Annotated in this window: 17 protein-coding genes; 16 read left to right on the top strand and 1 reads right to left on the bottom strand. The window is 53.1% G+C overall.

The features are described from left to right. Nucleotides 1–38: 38 nt before the first annotated feature. The 11 genes from mnmG (at nt 39) to MKleb_RS00160 (ending at nt 10165) form a co-directional block, all read left to right on the top strand. Nucleotides 39–1928, top strand: a complete 1890-nt coding sequence (gene mnmG, locus MKleb_RS00210; protein WP_004855773.1) for a tRNA uridine-5-carboxymethylaminomethyl(34) synthesis enzyme MnmG — start codon at nt 39–41, stop codon at nt 1926–1928. A 113-nt stretch (nt 1929–2041) separates the two neighbouring features. After that, nucleotides 2042–2665: a 16S rRNA (guanine(527)-N(7))-methyltransferase RsmG gene (gene rsmG / locus MKleb_RS00205; protein WP_004855770.1), complete on the top strand. Its 624-nt coding sequence runs from the start codon at nt 2042–2044 to the stop codon at nt 2663–2665. A gap of 616 nt (nt 2666–3281) precedes the next feature. Beyond that, nucleotides 3282–3662 (top strand): F0F1 ATP synthase subunit I, encoded by a 381-nt coding sequence (gene atpI / locus MKleb_RS00200; protein WP_004127040.1) that lies wholly within the window; start codon nt 3282–3284, stop codon nt 3660–3662. Nucleotides 3663–3670: 8 nt separating this feature from the next. Beyond that, nucleotides 3671–4486: a F0F1 ATP synthase subunit A gene (gene atpB, locus MKleb_RS00195; RefSeq protein WP_004127037.1), complete on the top strand. Its 816-nt coding sequence runs from the start codon at nt 3671–3673 to the stop codon at nt 4484–4486. Nucleotides 4487–4533: 47 nt separating this feature from the next. Continuing rightward, nucleotides 4534–4773 (top strand): F0F1 ATP synthase subunit C, encoded by a 240-nt coding sequence (atpE, locus tag MKleb_RS00190; RefSeq protein ID WP_000429386.1) that lies wholly within the window; start codon nt 4534–4536, stop codon nt 4771–4773. Nucleotides 4774–4829: 56 nt separating this feature from the next. Further along, the gene (gene atpF / locus MKleb_RS00185; RefSeq protein ID WP_004107293.1) at nt 4830–5300 is read left to right on the top strand and encodes a F0F1 ATP synthase subunit B; all 471 of its coding nucleotides are present in this window, start codon (nt 4830–4832) and stop codon (nt 5298–5300) included. Nucleotides 5301–5314: 14 nt separating this feature from the next. Continuing rightward, entirely contained in the window at nt 5315–5848 is a 534-nt protein-coding gene (gene atpH / locus MKleb_RS00180) for a F0F1 ATP synthase subunit delta (protein ID WP_004855764.1), read from the top strand. Nucleotides 5849–5860: 12 nt separating this feature from the next. Beyond that, nucleotides 5861–7402: a F0F1 ATP synthase subunit alpha gene (gene atpA, locus MKleb_RS00175; protein ID WP_004127029.1), complete on the top strand. Its 1542-nt coding sequence runs from the start codon at nt 5861–5863 to the stop codon at nt 7400–7402. 50 nt (nt 7403–7452) lie between these two features. Further along, nucleotides 7453–8316, top strand: coding sequence for a F0F1 ATP synthase subunit gamma (gene atpG / locus MKleb_RS00170; RefSeq protein ID WP_004107278.1), 864 nt, complete (start codon nt 7453–7455; stop codon nt 8314–8316). A gap of 26 nt (nt 8317–8342) precedes the next feature. Further along, a complete protein-coding gene (atpD, locus tag MKleb_RS00165) occupies nt 8343–9725 on the top strand; it encodes a F0F1 ATP synthase subunit beta (RefSeq protein ID WP_004107276.1) in 1383 nt (460 codons plus the stop codon). 20 nt (nt 9726–9745) lie between these two features. Then, complete coding sequence (locus tag MKleb_RS00160) at nt 9746–10165, top strand: F0F1 ATP synthase subunit epsilon (RefSeq protein WP_004107274.1); 420 nt, start codon at nt 9746–9748, stop codon at nt 10163–10165. A gap of 414 nt (nt 10166–10579) precedes the next feature. Here MKleb_RS00160 and MKleb_RS00155 read toward each other — a convergent pair whose 3' ends face one another. Then, complete coding sequence (locus MKleb_RS00155) at nt 10580–12751, bottom strand: right-handed parallel beta-helix repeat-containing protein (RefSeq protein WP_025107542.1); 2172 nt, start codon at nt 12749–12751, stop codon at nt 10580–10582. Between the two features lie 345 nt (nt 12752–13096). Here MKleb_RS00155 and glmU point away from each other — a divergent pair, with 345 nt between their 5' ends. The 5 genes from glmU to pstA all read left to right on the top strand — a co-directional run bounded on the left by glmU (nt 13097) and on the right by pstA (nt 19877). Continuing rightward, a complete protein-coding gene (gene glmU, locus MKleb_RS00150; protein WP_025107543.1) occupies nt 13097–14467 on the top strand; it encodes a bifunctional UDP-N-acetylglucosamine diphosphorylase/glucosamine-1-phosphate N-acetyltransferase GlmU in 1371 nt (456 codons plus the stop codon). A 181-nt stretch (nt 14468–14648) separates the two neighbouring features. Continuing rightward, nucleotides 14649–16478 carry a glutamine--fructose-6-phosphate transaminase (isomerizing) gene (gene glmS / locus MKleb_RS00145; protein ID WP_047722786.1) on the top strand — a complete coding sequence of 610 codons (1830 nt, stop codon included), beginning with the start codon at nt 14649–14651 and terminating at the stop codon, nt 16476–16478. A 316-nt stretch (nt 16479–16794) separates the two neighbouring features. Further along, nucleotides 16795–17835, top strand: coding sequence for a phosphate ABC transporter substrate-binding protein PstS (pstS, locus tag MKleb_RS00140; RefSeq protein WP_004127017.1), 1041 nt, complete (start codon nt 16795–16797; stop codon nt 17833–17835). A gap of 192 nt (nt 17836–18027) precedes the next feature. Further along, nucleotides 18028–18987, top strand: a complete 960-nt coding sequence (gene pstC, locus MKleb_RS00135) for a phosphate ABC transporter permease PstC (RefSeq protein WP_004107261.1) — start codon at nt 18028–18030, stop codon at nt 18985–18987. Next, a complete protein-coding gene (gene pstA, locus MKleb_RS00130; RefSeq protein ID WP_004855748.1) occupies nt 18987–19877 on the top strand; it encodes a phosphate ABC transporter permease PstA in 891 nt (296 codons plus the stop codon). The genes pstC and pstA overlap by 1 nt, the downstream gene beginning before the upstream one ends. Nucleotides 19878–19920: the final 43 nt, after the last annotated feature.

Genomic DNA, 19920 nt, shown 5'->3' with positions numbered 1-19920 from the left:
ACTCTATTTTCAAACCGCTTTATGCGAGGCATACCACCATGTTTTATCAGGATCCTTTTGACGTCATCATCATTGGCGGGGGTCATGCAGGCACTGAGGCCGCGATGGCCGCAGCGCGAATGGGTCAACAGACTCTGCTTTTGACACACAATATCGACACTCTGGGGCAGATGAGCTGCAACCCGGCGATTGGCGGCATTGGGAAAGGACACCTGGTAAAAGAAGTGGATGCGCTTGGCGGCCTGATGGCGAAGGCAATTGACCACGCCGGCATTCAGTTTAGGATACTAAACGCCAGCAAAGGCCCGGCCGTACGGGCAACTCGCGCTCAGGCAGACCGTGTGCTGTACCGGCAGGCCGTACGTACCGCGCTGGAAAACCAGCCTAATTTAATGATCTTCCAGCAGGCGGTGGAAGATCTGATTGTCGAAAACGATCGTGTTGTTGGCGCCGTCACCCAGATGGGGCTTAAATTCCGCGCCAAAGCGGTGGTACTGACCGTCGGAACCTTTCTCGACGGTAAGATCCATATCGGTCTGGATAACTACAGCGGCGGTCGTGCAGGCGATCCTCCGTCGATCCCGCTGTCCCGCCGCTTGCGTGAACTGCCGCTGCGCGTCAGCCGCCTGAAAACCGGTACCCCGCCGCGTATCGATGCGAGGACGATTGATTTCAGCGTTCTGGCACAGCAGCACGGCGATAATCCGATGCCGGTCTTCTCGTTTATGGGAGATGCTTCGCAGCATCCGCGTCAGGTGCCGTGCTACGTCACGCATACCAACGAGAAAACGCATGACGTGATCCGTAATAACCTCGATCGCAGCCCGATGTATGCCGGCGTGATTGAAGGGATCGGTCCCCGCTACTGTCCTTCGATCGAAGACAAGGTCATGCGCTTTGCCGATCGTAACCAGCATCAAATTTTCCTCGAGCCGGAAGGCCTGACGTCCAACGAAATTTATCCAAATGGCATCTCCACCAGCCTGCCGTTCGATGTCCAGATGCAAATCGTCCGCTCAATGCAGGGGATGGAAAATGCAAAAATCGTTCGTCCTGGCTACGCTATTGAGTACGATTTCTTTGACCCGCGCGACCTGAAACCGACGCTGGAAAGTAAATTTATTCATGGCCTGTTCTTTGCCGGCCAGATTAACGGCACCACCGGTTATGAAGAAGCCGCCGCTCAGGGCCTGCTGGCAGGCCTGAACGCCGCTCGTTTCTCCGCCGAGAAAGAGGGGTGGGCGCCTGGCCGCTCTCAGGCTTACCTTGGCGTCCTGGTAGACGATCTGTGTACTCTCGGTACCAAAGAACCGTACCGCATGTTTACCTCTCGTGCGGAATACCGCCTGATGCTGCGTGAAGACAACGCCGATCTGCGCCTGACCGAACAAGGTCGTGAACTGGGTCTGGTGGATGACGAACGCTGGGCGCGTTTCAACGAGAAGCTTGAGAGCATTGAACGTGAACGTCAGCGTCTGAAAACCAGCTGGGTTAATCCGCTGGCGGAAAGCGCTGCGGAAGTGAATGCTCGACTGACGGCGCCTTTGTCCCGTGAAGCTAACGGTGAAGATTTGCTCCGTCGTCCGGAAATGACCTACGAACAGCTGGTGCAGATGACGCCGTTCTCGCCGGGTCTTGAAGACAAGCAAGCGGCTGAACAGGTCGAAATTCAGGTAAAATACGAAGGCTACATCGCGCGCCAGCAGGATGAAATCGAGAAACAACAGCGCAACGAGAACACGTTGCTGCCTGCTACGCTTGATTATCGCCAGGTGAATGGGCTGTCGAACGAGGTCATTGCCAAGTTGAACGACCATAAGCCGTCTTCGATAGGGCAGGCATCGCGTATTTCCGGCATTACGCCTGCGGCAATCTCGATTTTGCTGGTGTGGTTAAAAAAGCAGGGAATGCTGCGCCGTAGCGCCTGATATTCCACTGAACGATACATGGGCGAATAGCGCATCAGATATCCGTCAGGTCAATTTCTCAGCCCGGTAAGCGTATCGCCTCCGGGCTCATTGTTTTTAAACAGGTAACGATCGTGCTCAACAAACTTTCTCGTCTGCTTGATGAAGCAGGTATTTCACTTACCGATCACCAGAAAAACCAGCTTGTCGCCTACGTTGGCATGCTGGATAAGTGGAATAAGGCCTATAACCTGACCTCGGTTCGCGATCCTGACGAGATGCTGGTACGCCACATCCTCGACAGCATTGTTGTTGCGCCATACCTTAAAGGAACGCGTTTTATCGATGTCGGTACGGGGCCTGGGCTGCCGGGGATCCCGCTGGCTATCGTGCGTCCTGAATCCCACTTCACCCTGCTGGACAGTCTGGGCAAGCGAGTACGTTTCCTTCGGCAAGTCCAGCATGAGCTCAAACTGGATAACGTCACCCCGGTACAAAGCCGGGTGGAAGAGTTCCCGGCAGAGCCGCCGTTTGACGGCGTGATTAGCCGCGCATTTGCGTCGCTGAATGACATGGTGAGCTGGTGCCATCATTTACCTGCAGAGAACGGTCACTTTTATGCGCTCAAGGGCTTAGCGCAGGAAGATGAAATGGCAAATCTGCCGGAAGGGGTCGTCATTAAGGAAGTTGTCGAACTGCATGTGCCTCAGCTGGAAGGGGAGCGTCACCTTGTGGTGATTCAGCCAAAAATGATTTAATTTTTATCAAAAAATGTGAAAAAAACACGGTCCGTGGATGTTACAAAAATAAAAGTCACGGCAGGGTATTATCGGACTGTCTTTAACCCTGGGGTTACCAGGGATTTTCTTTCCGTTAACTTTGCCCTGTTGCTTTACCAACAGAATAGTCAACATTGAAAATATCAGTACGCTAAAAATCTCGCTGCTTGCACTTCATACTGATGTTAAATTTTTATTATGAATGTCAATAAAAGGTTTTTATTGTATATGGGATTGTTTTAGAAAGAATACCTAGTTTTTATGTTGAATATCAAACGGATAAAAAATTGAGTTTTATGTACAGAATTAATTCGATTTCGCGAAAAATGTTTATTATGTGATCTGATGCACGCTTTAATTGCCGATTTTTCGCGGTATTTGCAGTTTTGCATGACGGCTCACAGATCGGTGAAATGCATGAAAAGTTGTCTGTCGGAAAATAATTAAACATTTATTCACTATTTTGCTACTTATTGTTTGAAATCACGAGGCGTCACCGTATAATTTGTCCGCTTTTTGATGCTTGACTCTTCGTCTTAAAGGACGTTTTATACGACACGCGACATACCTCGAAGGGAGCAGGAGTAAAAACGTGATGTCAGTGTCGCTCTTGAGTCGAAACGTTGCTCGTAAGCTTCTGTTTATTCAGTTACTGGCAGTAATAGCAAGTGGACTGCTGTTCAGCCTCAAAGACCCTTTCTGGGGCATCTCCGCGGTGAGTGGAGGTTTGGCGGTTCTTTTGCCAAACATGATATTTATGATTTTTGCCTGGCGTCATCAGGCGCATACACCAGCTAAAGGCCGAGTGGCCTGGTCCTTCGCCATTGGTGAAGCCTTCAAGGTGTTGCTGACCTTCGCCTTTCTGGCGGTGGCGCTGGCGGTTTTGAAAGTGGTATTTTTGCCGCTGATAGTGACGTGGGTTTTGGTGCTGGTGGTACAAGTTCTGGCGCCAGCTGTAATTAACAACAAAGGGTAAAAGGCATCATGGCTTCAGAAAATATGACGCCGCAGGATTACATAGGCCACCATCTGAACAACCTTCAGCTGGACCTGCGTACATTCTCGCTGGTGGATCCGCACAACCCCCCGGCCACCTTCTGGACGCTCAACATTGACTCCATGTTTTTCTCAGTGGTGCTCGGTCTGTTATTCCTGTTTATGTTCCGCAGCGTGGCTAAAAAGGCGACAACCGGCGTACCTGGTAAATTCCAGACCTTCATTGAGATGATCATCGGCTTCGTCCATGGCAGCGTCAAAGATATGTATCACGGCAAGAGCAAGGTCATTGCTCCGCTGGCCCTCACCGTGTTCGTCTGGGTATTCCTGATGAACCTGATGGATCTGCTGCCTATCGACTTTATCCCTTGGATCGGCGAACACGTTCTCGGTCTGCCTGCTCTGCGCGTGGTGCCGTCAGCTGACGTTAACATCACCCTGTCGATGGCGCTTGGCGTATTTATCCTGATTCTTTTCTACAGCATCAAAATGAAAGGCGTGGGCGGGTTCGTTAAAGAACTGACCCTGCAGCCGTTCAATCACTGGGCGTTCATTCCTGTCAACTTAATCCTTGAAGGGGTAAGCCTGCTGTCAAAACCTGTATCACTGGGTCTGCGACTGTTCGGCAACATGTATGCCGGTGAGCTGATTTTCATTCTGATTGCTGGCCTGTTGCCGTGGTGGTCACAGTGGATTCTGAATGTGCCATGGGCCATTTTCCACATCCTGATTATTACGCTGCAAGCCTTCATCTTCATGGTTCTGACGATCGTCTATCTGTCGATGGCATCTGAAGAGCATTGATTTTTACCAACATACTACGTTTTAACTGAAACAAACTGGAGACTGTCATGGAAAACCTGAATATGGATCTGCTGTACATGGCTGCCGCTGTGATGATGGGTCTGGCGGCAATCGGTGCTGCGATCGGTATCGGCATCCTCGGGGGTAAATTCCTGGAAGGCGCAGCGCGTCAACCGGATCTGATTCCTCTGCTGCGTACTCAGTTCTTTATCGTTATGGGTCTGGTGGATGCTATCCCGATGATCGCTGTAGGTCTGGGTCTGTACGTGATGTTCGCCGTCGCGTAGTAAGTTGTTCGAAAGAAACCTAAGCCACAGAGTTATTTTTTAAGAGGTATTGTGCTGTGAACATGAACGCAACAATCCTCGGCCAGGCCATCGCGTTTGTTATCTTCGTATGGTTCTGCATGAAGTATGTATGGCCGCCTTTAATGGCTGCCATCGAAAAGCGCCAGAAAGAAATTTCTGACGGTTTAGCTTCTGCAGAACGCGCTAAGAAAGATTTGGACCTTGCACAGGCCAACGCGACCGACCAGCTGAAAAAAGCGAAAGCGGAAGCCCAGGTAATCATCGAGCAGGCGAACAAGCGTCGCTCTCAGATCCTGGATGAAGCAAAAGCGGAAGCAGAACAGGAACGCACCAAAATCGTCGCACAGGCGCAGGCTGAAATCGATGCCGAACGTAAACGTGCCCGTGAGGAGCTGCGTAAGCAGGTTGCTATCCTGGCTGTTGCTGGCGCCGAGAAGATCATCGAACGTTCCGTGGATGAAGCTGCTAACAGCGACATCGTGGATAAACTTGTCGCTGAACTGTAAGGAGGGAGGGGCTGATGTCTGAATTTGTAACGGTAGCTCGCCCCTACGCCAAAGCAGCTTTTGACTTTGCCGTCGAACACAACAGCGTTGAACGCTGGCAGGATATGCTGGCGTTTGTTGCTGAAGTGACTAAAAACGAAGAAATGGCAGAGCTACTCTCTGGCGCACTGGCGCCGGAAACGCTCTCTGATGTGTTTATCGCGGTTTGTGGTGAGCAACTGGACGAAAATGGTCAAAACCTGATCCGGGTGATGGCTGAAAATGGTCGTCTGAAAGCGCTCCCTGATGTTCTCGAGCAGTTCATTCACCTGCGCGCTGCCAGTGAGGCAACCGCAGAGGTAGAAGTTATTTCTGCCGCTCAAATGAGTGACGAACAGCTTGCGAAAATTACCGCCGCGATGGAAAAACGTCTGTCACGCAAAGTTAAGCTGAATTGCAAAATCGATAAGTCTGTAATGGCAGGCGTAATCATCCGTTCGGGTGATATGGTCATTGATGGTAGCGTACGCGGCCGTCTTGAACGCCTTGCAGACGTCTTGCAGTCTTAAGGGGACTGGAGCATGCAACTGAATTCCACCGAAATCAGCGAACTGATCAAGCAGCGCATTGCTCAGTTCAATGTTGTGAGCGAGGCTCATAACGAAGGTACTATCGTTTCTGTAAGTGACGGTGTTATCCGCATTCACGGCCTGGCCGATTGTATGCAGGGTGAGATGATCGCTCTGCCGGGTAACCGTTACGCTATCGCACTGAACCTGGAGCGCGACTCCGTAGGTGCAGTTGTGATGGGTCCGTACGCTGACCTCGCCGAAGGTATGAAGGTTAAATGTACTGGCCGTATCCTTGAAGTTCCGGTTGGCCGCGGCCTGCTGGGACGTGTGGTTAACACCCTGGGTGCACCGATTGATGGTAAAGGTCCGCTGGAGCACGACGGCTTCTCCGCCGTTGAAGCTATCGCGCCGGGCGTAATCGAACGTCAGTCCGTCGATCAGCCGGTGCAGACCGGTTATAAATCCGTTGATGCCATGATCCCAATCGGTCGTGGACAGCGTGAACTGATCATCGGCGACCGTCAGACCGGTAAAACCGCGCTGGCTATCGACGCCATCATCAACCAACGTGATTCCGGCATCAAGTGCGTCTACGTAGCTATCGGCCAGAAAGCGTCCACGATTTCTAACGTGGTACGTAAACTGGAAGAACACGGCGCGCTGGCTAACACCATCGTTGTGGTTGCAACCGCATCTGAATCTGCCGCACTGCAATACCTGGCGCCGTATGCCGGTTGTGCAATGGGTGAATACTTCCGCGACCGCGGTGAAGATGCGCTGATCATTTATGATGACCTGTCTAAACAGGCCGTTGCTTATCGTCAGATCTCCCTGCTGCTCCGCCGTCCGCCTGGACGTGAAGCATTCCCGGGCGACGTATTCTACCTCCACTCTCGTCTGCTGGAGCGTGCTGCACGTGTTAACGTCGAATACGTTGAAGCTTTCACCAAAGGTGAAGTGAAGGGTAAAACCGGTTCTCTGACTGCGCTGCCGATTATCGAAACCCAGGCGGGTGACGTTTCTGCGTTCGTTCCGACCAACGTAATTTCCATTACCGATGGTCAGATCTTCCTGGAAACCAACCTGTTTAACTCCGGTATTCGTCCTGCGGTTAACCCGGGTATCTCCGTATCCCGTGTTGGTGGTGCAGCTCAGACCAAGATCATGAAGAAACTGTCCGGTGGTATTCGTACCGCTCTGGCACAGTATCGCGAACTGGCGGCGTTCTCCCAGTTTGCCTCTGACCTTGATGATGCAACCCGTAAGCAGCTGGACCACGGTCAGAAAGTGACCGAACTGCTGAAACAGAAACAGTATGCGCCGATGTCCGTTGCGCAGCAGTCTCTGGTTCTGTTCGCGGCAGAACGTGGTTATCTGGCGGATGTCGAGCTGTCGAAAATCGGTAGCTTTGAAGCCGCTCTGCTGGCTTACGTCGACCGTGATCACGCTCCGTTGATGCAAGAGATCAACCAGTCCGGTGGCTATAACGACGAAATCGAAGGCAAGCTGAAAGGCATCCTCGATTCCTTCAAAGCAACCCAATCCTGGTAAAGTCTGGCGGCTTGCTCTAGGGCAGGCCGCAAGGCATTGAGGAGAAGCTCATGGCCGGCGCAAAAGAGATACGTAGTAAGATCGCAAGCGTCCAGAACACGCAAAAGATCACTAAAGCGATGGAAATGGTCGCCGCTTCCAAAATGCGTAAATCGCAGGAGCGTATGGCGGCCAGCCGTCCTTATGCAGATACGATGCGCAAAGTGATCGGTCACCTTGCGAACGGTAATCTGGAATATAAGCACCCTTACCTGGAAGAACGCGACGTTAAACGCGTGGGCTACCTGGTGGTGTCTACCGACCGTGGTCTGTGCGGTGGCTTGAACATTAACCTGTTCAAAAAGCTGCTGGCGGAAATGAAAGCATGGTCCGATAAAGGCGTTCAGTGCGAACTCGCAATGATCGGCTCCAAGGGCGTGTCGTTCTTTAATTCCGTTAGCGGTAATGTTGTCGCCCAGGTGACGGGTATGGGGGATAACCCATCCCTGTCCGAACTGATTGGTCCGGTAAAAGTGATGTTGCAGGCCTACGATGAAGGCCGTCTGGACAAGCTGTATATTGTCAGCAACAAATTTATTAACACCATGTCTCAGGTTCCAACCATCACTCAGCTGCTGCCGTTACCGGCTTCAGAAGATGGTGAGTTGAAGCGTAAATCCTGGGATTACCTGTATGAACCCGATCCGAAAGCGCTGCTGGATACCCTGCTGCGCCGTTATGTGGAATCTCAGGTTTATCAGGGCGTGGTAGAAAACCTGGCCAGCGAGCAGGCCGCACGTATGGTGGCGATGAAAGCCGCGACCGACAATGGCGGCAGCCTGATTAAAGAGCTGCAGTTGGTATACAACAAAGCTCGTCAGGCCAGCATTACTCAGGAACTCACCGAGATCGTCGGTGGAGCATCCGCGGTATAACCAGGTTAATTCGTAGAGGATTCAAGATGGCTACTGGAAAAATTGTCCAGGTAATCGGCGCCGTGGTCGACGTCGAATTCCCTCAGGATGCCGTACCGCGCGTGTACGAGGCTCTTGAGGTACAAAATGGTAGTGAGAATCTGGTGCTGGAAGTTCAGCAGCAGCTCGGCGGCGGTATTGTTCGTACCATCGCCATGGGTTCTTCCGACGGTCTGCGTCGCGGTCTGGAAGTAAAAGACCTCGAGCATCCGATCGAAGTCCCGGTAGGTAAAGCAACGCTGGGTCGTATCATGAACGTACTGGGCCAACCGGTAGACATGAAAGGCGACATCGGTGAAGAAGAGCGTTGGGCTATCCACCGCGCAGCACCTTCCTACGAAGAGTTGTCAAACTCTCAGGAACTGCTGGAAACCGGCATCAAAGTTATCGACCTGATGTGTCCGTTTGCGAAGGGCGGTAAAGTTGGTCTGTTCGGTGGTGCGGGTGTAGGTAAAACCGTAAACATGATGGAGCTGATCCGTAACATCGCGATCGAGCACTCCGGTTACTCCGTGTTTGCGGGCGTAGGTGAACGTACTCGTGAGGGTAACGACTTCTACCACGAAATGACCGACTCCAACGTTATCGATAAAGTATCCCTGGTGTATGGCCAGATGAACGAGCCGCCGGGAAACCGTCTGCGCGTTGCGCTGACCGGCCTGACCATGGCTGAGAAGTTCCGTGACGAAGGTCGTGACGTTCTGCTGTTCGTCGATAACATCTATCGTTACACCCTGGCCGGTACTGAAGTATCCGCACTGCTGGGCCGTATGCCTTCAGCGGTAGGTTACCAGCCGACTCTGGCGGAAGAGATGGGCGTTCTGCAGGAACGTATCACCTCCACCAAAACCGGCTCTATCACTTCCGTACAGGCGGTATACGTACCCGCGGATGACTTGACTGACCCGTCTCCAGCAACCACCTTTGCGCACCTTGACGCAACCGTGGTACTGAGCCGTCAGATCGCTTCTCTGGGTATCTATCCGGCAGTTGACCCGCTGGACTCCACCAGCCGTCAGCTGGATCCGCTGGTTGTTGGTCAGGAGCACTACGACACCGCTCGTGGCGTTCAGTCCATCCTGCAGCGTTATCAGGAACTGAAAGACATCATCGCCATCCTGGGTATGGATGAACTGTCTGAAGAAGATAAACTGGTGGTAGCTCGCGCGCGTAAGATTCAGCGCTTCCTGTCCCAGCCGTTCTTCGTGGCAGAAGTATTTACCGGTTCTCCGGGCAAATACGTCTCCCTGAAAGACACCATCCGTGGCTTTAAAGGCATCATGGAAGGCGAATACGATCACCTGCCGGAGCAGGCGTTCTACATGGTCGGTTCTATCGACGAAGCCGTGGAAAAAGCCAAAAAACTTTAACGCCTTAATCGGAGGGTGATATGGCAATGACTTACCACCTGGACGTCGTCAGCGCAGAGAAACAAATGTTCTCTGGTCTGGTCGAGAAAATCCAGGTAACGGGTAGCGAAGGTGAACTGGGTATTTACCCGGGGCACGCGCCGCTGCTCACCGCCATTAAGCCTGGTATGATTCGCATCGTTAAGCAGCACGGTCACGAAGAATTTATCTACCTGTCAGGCGGCATTCTTGAAGTGCAGCCGGGTAGCACGACCGTTCTGGCTGATACGGCAATTCGTGGCCAGGATCTCGACGAAGCGCGAGCCCTGGAAGCGAAACGTAAGGCTGAAGAGCACATTAAGAGCTCTCATGGTGACGTGGACTACGCTCAGGCGTCTGCGGAACTGGCCAAAGCGATCGCTAAACTGCGCGTTATCGAGTTGACCAAAAAAGCGATGTAACACCGGCTTGAACGCTAAAAGCCAGTCTGGTTTCCAGGCTGGCTTTTTTTTATGGCTTCGTTTCAGAAAAAACAAAACTAAAAAGCGGGTTTAAAAATTTTGTGATGCATATCTCATTTTTGTTGATCGTTTAAAAGATGAAGCGTAGACTTGTTTTTGTGATGTGAGTCACAAAAAAATTCATCAAAAACGTAATCGCTATCCAGGAAGAGATCATGAAACTGCTTAATAAAATCGTCGCTTTCTTCAGTGCTATGAACGTAACCTTCGGTACGTTCAACCACTAAGAAGTCAACTTTCCAGACTGTTTTTGCGCTGTACCGCTAACTAAAACGACAACACATGCGGTGTGAAGCAGACAGAAAGTGAAAAGGTCGCCCCAGGGCGACCTTTATGTTTTTCACGCATAGCGGGTTAGTCGCGGCTGAGGAAGTTACCGGTGTTGAAGCTGCCGTCGGCCTCACGCGTCAGCGGGTCCGGCAGCGCCAGCGTCTGATAATCGGCGCTGTTAATGCGTTTTCCCTGGGCGTTGATGCTTCTGCCGCCGTGGATAAAATAGTTGCTATCGTCAATATTCCCGACAACGGCATCGTCATATTTCCCAGGCTGGCTGCGCAGGGAAAGGTTCTCGCTGAAGGTGCCCTGCGTTTCCGGCGCACCGTACGGACTCGGGCGGAACAGGTAGTTAAAGCGCTGGTTATCTACCGCGACGTTGTTAACCACCACCAGCTTGCCGGGGTTAAAGTTGTCGGTAAAACCGTCCAGATGGTTATCGATGGCGATGCTGTTACGTACCTCGTGGGCGACCGGCTGCCCTTCCCCACCGAGCTTAAACCCGTTACTGGTATTATTGCGGGCAATAGAGTTCTCGATCACCACAACGCCGTTTGCACCGTCCTCAATTTTATTAAACAGGTCGAAACCGTCGTCGATATTATCGTGCGAGTAACAGCCCTCCAGCCGGTTACCCTCTCCTACGCGCATTTTCACCGCGAAGCCGTCGGCGTTAATTTTGCCCGGATCCTCGTTACTAAAGGATTCAGAATTCACTACCCGGTTAAAGCTGGCCCACAGCGGGCGTCCAACATCCGCCGGAGAGGAAATTTGAATGCCGGTATCATCGTTACGATACGCGGTGACGTTCTCGATCAGGTTATGGCTGCCCTGTACGCGCAGGCTCTTGTCCGTGATCTCAATCCCATCGATATGCCAGTAGCTGGCATCCAGCAGCAGCCCGTGAATAACCGCTTTTCCGTCGGCTTTTAGCGTTTTGATTTTGTCCTTCAGGCCGCTGGCGCTGACAGGAATGGCCGTTTGCGGGTAATCTCCGGCGGCTAATACAATTTGCCCGCCGGGCGGGACGAGTTTGATAGCGGAGACGAAATCCAGCGGCGAGTCCGCCGTCCCTTTTGCCTGAGATTGTCCCTCTGGCGCGGCGTAGAGCGTATTGCCTGTCACTTGGGGACTCTGTTCAACCGTCAGCGTCTGGGTCAGCGTTTCCGCGCCGGTAGCCGGAGTGAAGCGGATTTCGAACGTGCTTTTATCTTTCAGTACGGCAGGCTGGGTAAACATTTCCCCGGCCTTCACGGTTTTATCCTGCCCGATCACCACTTCATCCTGACGAACGGTGATGCGCCCATCGCTGTTGGTGCGCGCCTGTAGGATGTAAGCTTTGCTCTGGCTTACTGTTCCCGAAGCAATTTGCATAACCGGCGGCCAGCCTTTAGCGACATACGGCGCGGAGGGAACCGTATGTGCCGCTGAGGTGGTGAGCGAGGCGTTGCTGACGGTGATTTTTGCATTACGTGAGGCGAAGAAGCCGACGTAGTAATGTTCTTTATCCTGCCGGGCAACCAGATCGGCGTGAGGAACCTGCTGGCTTACCCATTCATTACTGCCCGTTGCTGCCCATGAGGTAATAAACCCGTCGTTGGTGCGTTCCAGTCTGAGCTGGAACGTCGGCGTTTGCTGGATATCGATTTTCTCTTTATAGCTCTGACGCTTTATTGATGCGCCCGCATTGCCCCACGGTTGGGTTATCCCTTCCCGGCTGATAGCCTGCAATTTGATATGTGAGCCATCTTTTTTATCCTGCGTCATAATGGCGTTCATCACCATATTGGATGCCGCCGGAAACTCTTCGTAGCCGACCTTCAGCGGCTGTTGACGCGGAACTCCTATTACATCGCGGACCAGCAGTCCCGCACCTTCCTGTGCCGCAGGACGCGCGCCATTTTCCGGGCCAAACTGATTGACGGTCACCGTAGCCTGCAGGATAAAATTCTGGCTGGTCGGTAGCCGGGTGTAAAAGAAGGTCAGTCCGTCGTGAGAATTGGCTATTTTACCTCCCCGGCTCTCGATGGTAATGGGCTGGCTGAGGTCGGCGACGTCCTGCGGCGTCAGTTTTTTTCCGGCGATGGTGACATCGTTGACGCCAATTTTTTCCGGCAGAACATTCGAGGAAAAATTGCTGTCGGTAGATTGCCCAAAGGCGATTGCCCGCCACTGATGACCATCGTTGGCCTGCAGCGGTAGCGCGATCATCGTACTGCAAAGGGTTAATGCCAAAGGTATTTTGTTATTCATTCTTTTCTCCTGGGTAATTATTAACCGGCATTATCAGGAAAATGAAATGGTGTTTCTATTTATCACGTCACAATTAATGAATATTAAAACTGTGTTTTATTTTATGGGTTTTCTTTATTTACCCGCCAAAAAAACAGCAAAAGCAGAGGGATAGCCGGCATTGCCACTCATTAAAATGCTTTTTTTGCGCTAAACGGGTTTGCGCTGACTAAAAATACCCACCTAAAATGGTGTATAGCGTTACGCTTGTGCATTTTATCTTCGTCTCGTTTCATGATGAAAAATATGTAGATATTTCAACGTGAAAGGCTTTTACTTTTCGTTCCAACAGCAGTCAGGATGCGTATGTCAAACAGTCCGATGAGCGTGGTTATTCTTGCCGCTGGCAAAGGTACCCGCATGTATTCCGATCTTCCTAAGGTGTTGCATTCGCTGGCCGGGAAGCCAATGGTGCAGCATGTTATTGATGCAGCTAAAGAATTAGGCGCTTCCGCCGTACATCTGGTGTACGGGCATGGCGGCGATCTGCTTCGCCAGACGCTGCACGAAGATAACCTCAACTGGGTCCTGCAGGCCGAACAGCTAGGCACCGGCCACGCCATGCAGCAGGCGGCGCCGTTCTTCAGCGATGATGAAGATATCCTGATGCTGTACGGCGACGTGCCGCTCATTTCCGTCGAAACATTGAAGCGTCTGCGGGAAGCGAAACCGCAGGGCGGCATCGGTCTGTTGACGGTGAAGCTTGACGATCCGACCGGCTACGGCCGCATTACGCGCGATAACGGCGCGGTGACGGGCATTGTCGAGCATAAAGACGCCAGCGACGAGCAGCGCCGGATTCAGGAAATTAATACCGGGATTCTGGTCGCCAATGGCGCGGACCTTAAACGCTGGCTGGCTAAGCTCACCAATAACAACGTTCAGGGTGAATACTACATCACCGATATTATCGCCATGGCCTATGAAGAAGGTCGTGAAATTGCCGCTGTTCATCCTCAGCGTCTAAGCGAAGTGGAAGGCGTGAATAACCGCCTGCAGCTCTCCCGGCTTGAGCGCGTCTGGCAGTCTGAAAAGGCTGAAGAACTGCTGCTCGCGGGCGTTATGCTGCGCGATCCGGCGCGTTTTGATCTGCGCGGCGTGCTGAAACACGGGCGCGATGTCGAAATTGATACTAACGTTATCTTCGAAGGTGACGTGGTGCTGGGGGATCGGGTAAAGATTGGCACCGGCTGCGTCATCAAGAACAGCATCATTGGTGATGATTGCGAGATCAGCCCCTATACCGTAGTAGAGGATGCTCATCTGGCAGCCGCCTGTACCATTGGGCCGTTCGCGCGGCTGCGCCCAGGCGCTGAGCTTCTCGAAGGCGCGCACGTCGGCAACTTTGTTGAAATTAAAAAGGCGCGTCTGGGTAAAGGCACGAAGGCCGGGCATCTTTCCTATCTCGGAGACGCCGAGATAGGCGATAACGTGAATATCGGCGCGGGCACCATCACCTGTAACTATGATGGCGCAAATAAGCATAAAACGGTGATCGGCGATGACGTGTTTGTTGGCTCAGACAGCCAGCTGGTCGCTCCGGTGACCGTCGGCAAGGGGGTCACCATTGCCGCAGGAACAACGGTAACGCGTAACGTTGCCGATAATGAATTAGTGTTAAGCCGCGTGCCGCAGGTTCATAAACAGGGCTGGCAGCGCCCGGTGAAGAAAAAGTAACGCTATTTCTCTTTCGCCCTTTTCGGGGAAAGAGCGGGGTGAGGGGATAAAATATTCCTCCCCCCACGGCAGTACCCATAAAAATAACCCCACTCTCTACAAGGCTCGGGGCGCCCGAAAATACGGGTAAACAGGTTGACCGACAACGTATGGCATACAGCCAAAATCGGAATTAAAAACTATGTGTGGAATTGTTGGCGCAGTCGCGCAGCGTGATATTGCTGAAATCCTTCTCGAAGGTTTACGTCGTCTGGAATACCGCGGTTATGACTCCGCCGGTCTGGCCGTCGTCGATAACGAAGGTCATTTGAACCGCGTTCGCCGCCTCGGGAAAGTACAGATGCTGGCCCAGGCGCTGGAAGAACATCCGTTGCACGGCGGTACCGGGATTGCCCATACCCGCTGGGCGACGCACGGCGAACCGTCTGAAGGTAACGCGCATCCGCATGTTTCTGACCATATTGTGGTGGTGCATAACGGGATTATCGAAAACCATGAGCCGCTGCGCGAGCTGTTGCAGTCGAGGGGCTACGTTTTCGCCTCCGAGACTGACACGGAGGTTATTGCGCACCTGGTTCACTGGGAGCTGGAACAGGGCGGTACTCTGCGTGATGCGGTTCTGCGGACTATCCCGCAGCTGCGCGGCGCTTATGGCACCGTGATCATGGATTCCCGCGATCCGGGTACGCTGCTGGCCGCTCGTTCAGGAAGCCCGCTGGTGATTGGCCTGGGGATGGGGGAAAACTTCATTGCCTCCGATCAGCTGGCGCTGCTGCCGGTTACCCGCCGCTTTATCTTCCTCGAAGAGGGCGATATTGCGGAAGTCACCCGCCGTTCCGTGACTCTCTTTGACAAATCCGGCGCCGAAGTGCAGCGCCCGGATATTGAATCCAGTCTGCAGTACGACGCGGGCGATAAAGGTATCTATCGTCACTATATGCAGAAAGAGATCTACGAGCAGCCGAACGCCATCAAAAATACCCTCTCCGGGCGCATTAGCCACGGCGAGGTTGATTTAAGCGAGCTGGGCCCGCAGGCTAACGAGCTGCTGTCTAAGGTCGAGCATATTCAGATCATCGCCTGCGGCACCTCCTACAACTCAGGTATGGTGTCCCGCTACTGGTTTGAGTCGCTGGCAGGGGTGCCGTGCGATGTTGAAATCGCCTCCGAGTTCCGCTATCGCAAATCGGCCGTGCGTCGCAACAGCCTGATGATCACCCTCTCTCAATCCGGCGAGACGGCGGACACCCTCGCCGGCCTGCGCCTGTCGAAAGAGTTGGGCTATCTGGGGTCGCTGGCGATTTGTAACGTGCCTGGATCATCCCTGGTGCGTGAGTCCGATCTGGCGATGATGACCAACGCCGGGACGGAAATCGGCGTCGCCTCGACTAAAGCCTTCACGACGCAGCTGACCGTTCTGCTGATGCTGGTGGCGAAACTGGCGCGACTCAAAGGCCAGGATGCGTCGATTGAACATGATATCGTGCATGGCCTGCAGGCGCTGCCGAGCCGCATTGAGCAGGTGCTTTCGCAGGACAAGCGTATTGAGGCGCTGGCTGAGAACTTCTCTGACAAACACCACGCGCTGTTCCTTGGCCGCGGCGATCAGTATCCCATTGCCCTGGAAGGGGCGCTGAAGCTGAAAGAGATCTCCTATATTCATGCGGAAGCCTATGCTGCCGGCGAGCTGAAGCATGGTCCGCTGGCGCTGATTGACGCTGAAATGCCGGTGGTGGTGGTCGCGCCGAACAACGAACTGCTGGAAAAATTGAAATCCAACATTGAAGAGGTTCGCGCTCGCGGCGGCCAGCTGTACGTTTTTGCTGACGGCGATGCGGGTTTCACCGGCAGCGACAATATGCACATCATCGAGATGCCGCATGTTGAAGAGGCGATCGCGCCAATCTTCTATACCGTACCGCTGCAGCTGCTGGCGTATCACGTCGCGCTGATCAAAGGGACTGACGTTGACCAGCCGCGTAACCTGGCGAAATCAGTTACCGTGGAATAACGATTTTACAGCGCTGAAAGGGCTGCCGTCCGGCGGCCCTTTTTATTTGCGGCGAACAGCGAGATCCCACCCGCTTTATGACAGCCTGTCATTTTTGAGACGCTTTTGCGCTGTCATAAAAATAAAATTTTCCGCTAATCTTTCTATCATTAACCATAGTAACAATATGATTTGTATTGTTTTTATTTAATGTAAATTCCCGTCTTTTTGCTTGTCATAAAACTGTAATAATTCGTACATTTTACTGTCACCTGTTTGTCCTATTTTGCTCACCATAGCTTCGAAACAATGGTTTACGAATCCAGCAGGAGACATTATGAACGTTATGCGTACCACCGTCGCAACAGTTGTCGCCGCGACCTTATCGATGAGCGCTTTCTCTGTTTTTGCAGCAGCAAGCCTGACTGGCGCAGGTGCAACTTTCCCCGCGCCGGTGTATGCCAAATGGGCAGATACCTATAACAAGGAAACGGGTAATAAAGTCAATTACCAGGGTATCGGCTCCTCTGGCGGCGTAAAACAAATTACGGCCAACACCGTAGACTTCGGTGCTTCTGATGCCCCTCTTGCTGATGACAAGCTGGCTCAGGAAGGTCTGTTCCAGTTTCCGACCGTTATCGGCGGCGTAGTGCTGGCAATTAACCTGCCTGGCGTGAAATCCGGTGAGCTGGTGCTTGACGGTAAAACGCTGGGTGATATCTACCTGGGCAAAATCAAAAAATGGGATGACGCGGCGATTGCTAAGCTCAACCCGGGCATGAAGCTGCCTTCTCAGAACATCGCGGTGGTTCGTCGTGCCGATGGTTCCGGTACTTCCTTCGTTTTCACCAGCTATCTGGCGAAGGTGAACGAAGAGTGGAAATCTAAAATCGGCGCGGGCTCAACCGTTAACTGGCCGACCGGTCTGGGCGGTAAAGGCAACGACGGCATCGCCGCGTTCGTTCAGCGTCTGCCGGGCTCTATCGGCTACGTAGAATATGCCTACGCAAAACAGAACAACCTCGCTTACACCAAACTGCTGTCCGCCGATGGCAAGCCGGTGAGCCCGACTGAAGATAACTTCGCTAACGCGGCGAAAGAAATCGACTGGAGCAAATCCTTTGCACAGGATCTGACGAATCAGAAAGGCGACAACGCATGGCCGATCACTTCAACCACCTTCATTCTGGTCCACAAGGCTTCCAACAAGCCAGAGCAGACCGCCGAAGTGCTGAAGTTCTTCGACTGGGCGTATAAAAACGGCGGTAAAGAAGCCAACGCGCTGGACTATGCTACCCTGCCGGAAAGCGTGGTTGAGCAAGTTCGCGCGGCATGGAAGACCAACGTAAAAGACAGCAGCGGTAAAGCGCTGTACTAATACCCGTCAGCCTTCGAGCTACAGGTGCGTTGGCAGCGCTTGTTCACCCCGGTCACATAGCCCATCTATGTTCCCGGGGATCCACAAGCCAGCTGCCTGCCTGCAGCTCGAATTATTTAGGGTATGGCATTACCTTTGCCAGAAAGATCAGTAAACTACGATTTTTTCTGGCCCGAAACTGAAGAGTAACTTATGGCTGCAACCAAGCCGGCATTTAACCCTCCGGGGAAAAAGGGTGACATAATTTTCAGCGTGCTGGTAAAACTGGCGGCGCTGATTGTGCTATTGATGCTTGGCGGCATCATCGTCTCCCTTATCATCTCGTCCTGGCCAAGCATTGAGAAATTTGGCTTTGCCTTTCTGTGGACCAAAGAGTGGGATGCGCCGAACCAGATTTTCGGCGCCCTGGTACCCATTTACGGGACGCTGGTCACCTCATTTATCGCGCTGCTGATCGCCGTACCGGTGAGCTTCGGTATCGCGCTGTTCCTGACGGAACTGTCACCCGCCTGGCTGAAGCGCCCGCTGGGTATCGCTATTGAGCTGCTGGCTGCGATCCCCAGTATCGTTTACGGCATGTGGGGCCTGTTTATTTTCGCCCCGCTGTTTGCGACCTATTTTCAGGAGCCGGTTGGCAACGTTCTGTCGACCATTCCGTTCGTTGGCGCGCTCTTTGCGGGCCCGGCATTTGGTATCGGTATTCTGGCGGCGGGCGTGATTCTGGCCATCATGATCATTCCTTACATCGCGGCCGTTATGCGTGACGTCTTTGAACAGACGCCGGTGATGATGAAAGAGTCCGCCTACGGTATCGGCTGCACAACGTGGGAAGTTATCTGGCGTATCGTTCTGCCTTTCACCAAAAACGGCGTGATCGGCGGGGTAATGCTCGGTCTGGGGCGCGCGCTGGGGGAAACCATGGCGGTGACCTTTATTATCGGCAACACCTACCAGCTTGATAGCGCTTCGTTATATATGCCGGGCAACAGCATCACCTCCGCGCTGGCGAATGAGTTTGCCGAAGCGGAAACCGGACTGCACGTTGCCGCACTGATGGAGCTGGGCCTGATTCTGTTCGTTATCACCTTTATTGTTCTGGCCGCATCGAAGTTTATGATCATGCGCCTGGCTAAGAATGAGGGGGCTCGCTAATGGCGACGATTGAATTACAAACCACCGCGGAGCTGGCGGAATCCCGTCGCAAAATGCAGGCAAAACGCCGCATGAAAAACCGTCTCGCCCTGACGCTATCGATGGCGACCATGGCGTTTGGTCTGTTCTGGCTGATCTGGATCCTGATGTCCACCGTCACCCGCGGCATCGACGGCATGAGCCTGGCGCTGTTTACTGAAATGACGCCGCCGCCAAATACGGCGGGCGGTGGTCTGGCAAACGCCCTGGCGGGCAGCGGATTGCTGATCCTCTGGTCGACGGTTATCGGTACCCCGCTGGGGATTCTGGCGGGGATTTATCTGGCGGAATATGGCCGTAAATCCTTGCTGGCCGAAGTGATTCGTTTTATTAACGATATCCTGCTTTCCGCGCCGTCGATTGTCGTCGGTCTGTTTGTTTACACCATCGTCGTTGCGCAGATGCAGCACTTTTCCGGCTGGGCGGGCGTGATTGCGCTGGCGCTGCTGCAGGTGCCTATCGTTATTCGTACCACTGAAAACATGCTGAAGCTGGTACCGGACAGCCTGCGTGAGGCGGCATATGCGTTGGGTACGCCGAAGTGGCGCATGATCTCTGCGATCACCCTGAAAGCATCGGTATCGGGCATTATGACAGGTATTCTGCTGGCCATCGCCCGTATCGCCGGGGAAACGGCACCGCTGCTGTTTACCGCGCTCTCCAACCAGTTCTGGAGCACCGACATGATGCAGCCGATTGCGAACCTGCCGGTGACGATTTTCAAATTTGCCATGAGTCCCTTTGCGGAGTGGCAGCAACTGGCATGGGCCGGGGTCTTGATTATCACCCTGTGCGTATTGCTGCTGAACATTCTGGCGCGCGTTGTTTTCGCGAAGAATAAACACGGTTAATTTTTGCGGCGCGGCGAAACGCGGCGCCGAATGAGGAAAAGAA

It is taken from the genome of Klebsiella sp. PL-2018 (genome assembly GCF_019048985.1).
Classification (GTDB): Bacteria; Pseudomonadota; Gammaproteobacteria; order Enterobacterales; family Enterobacteriaceae; genus Klebsiella; species Klebsiella michiganensis.
The sequence above is the reverse complement of the archived record's forward strand: the minus strand, read 5'-3'. Positions and strand labels throughout refer to the sequence as shown.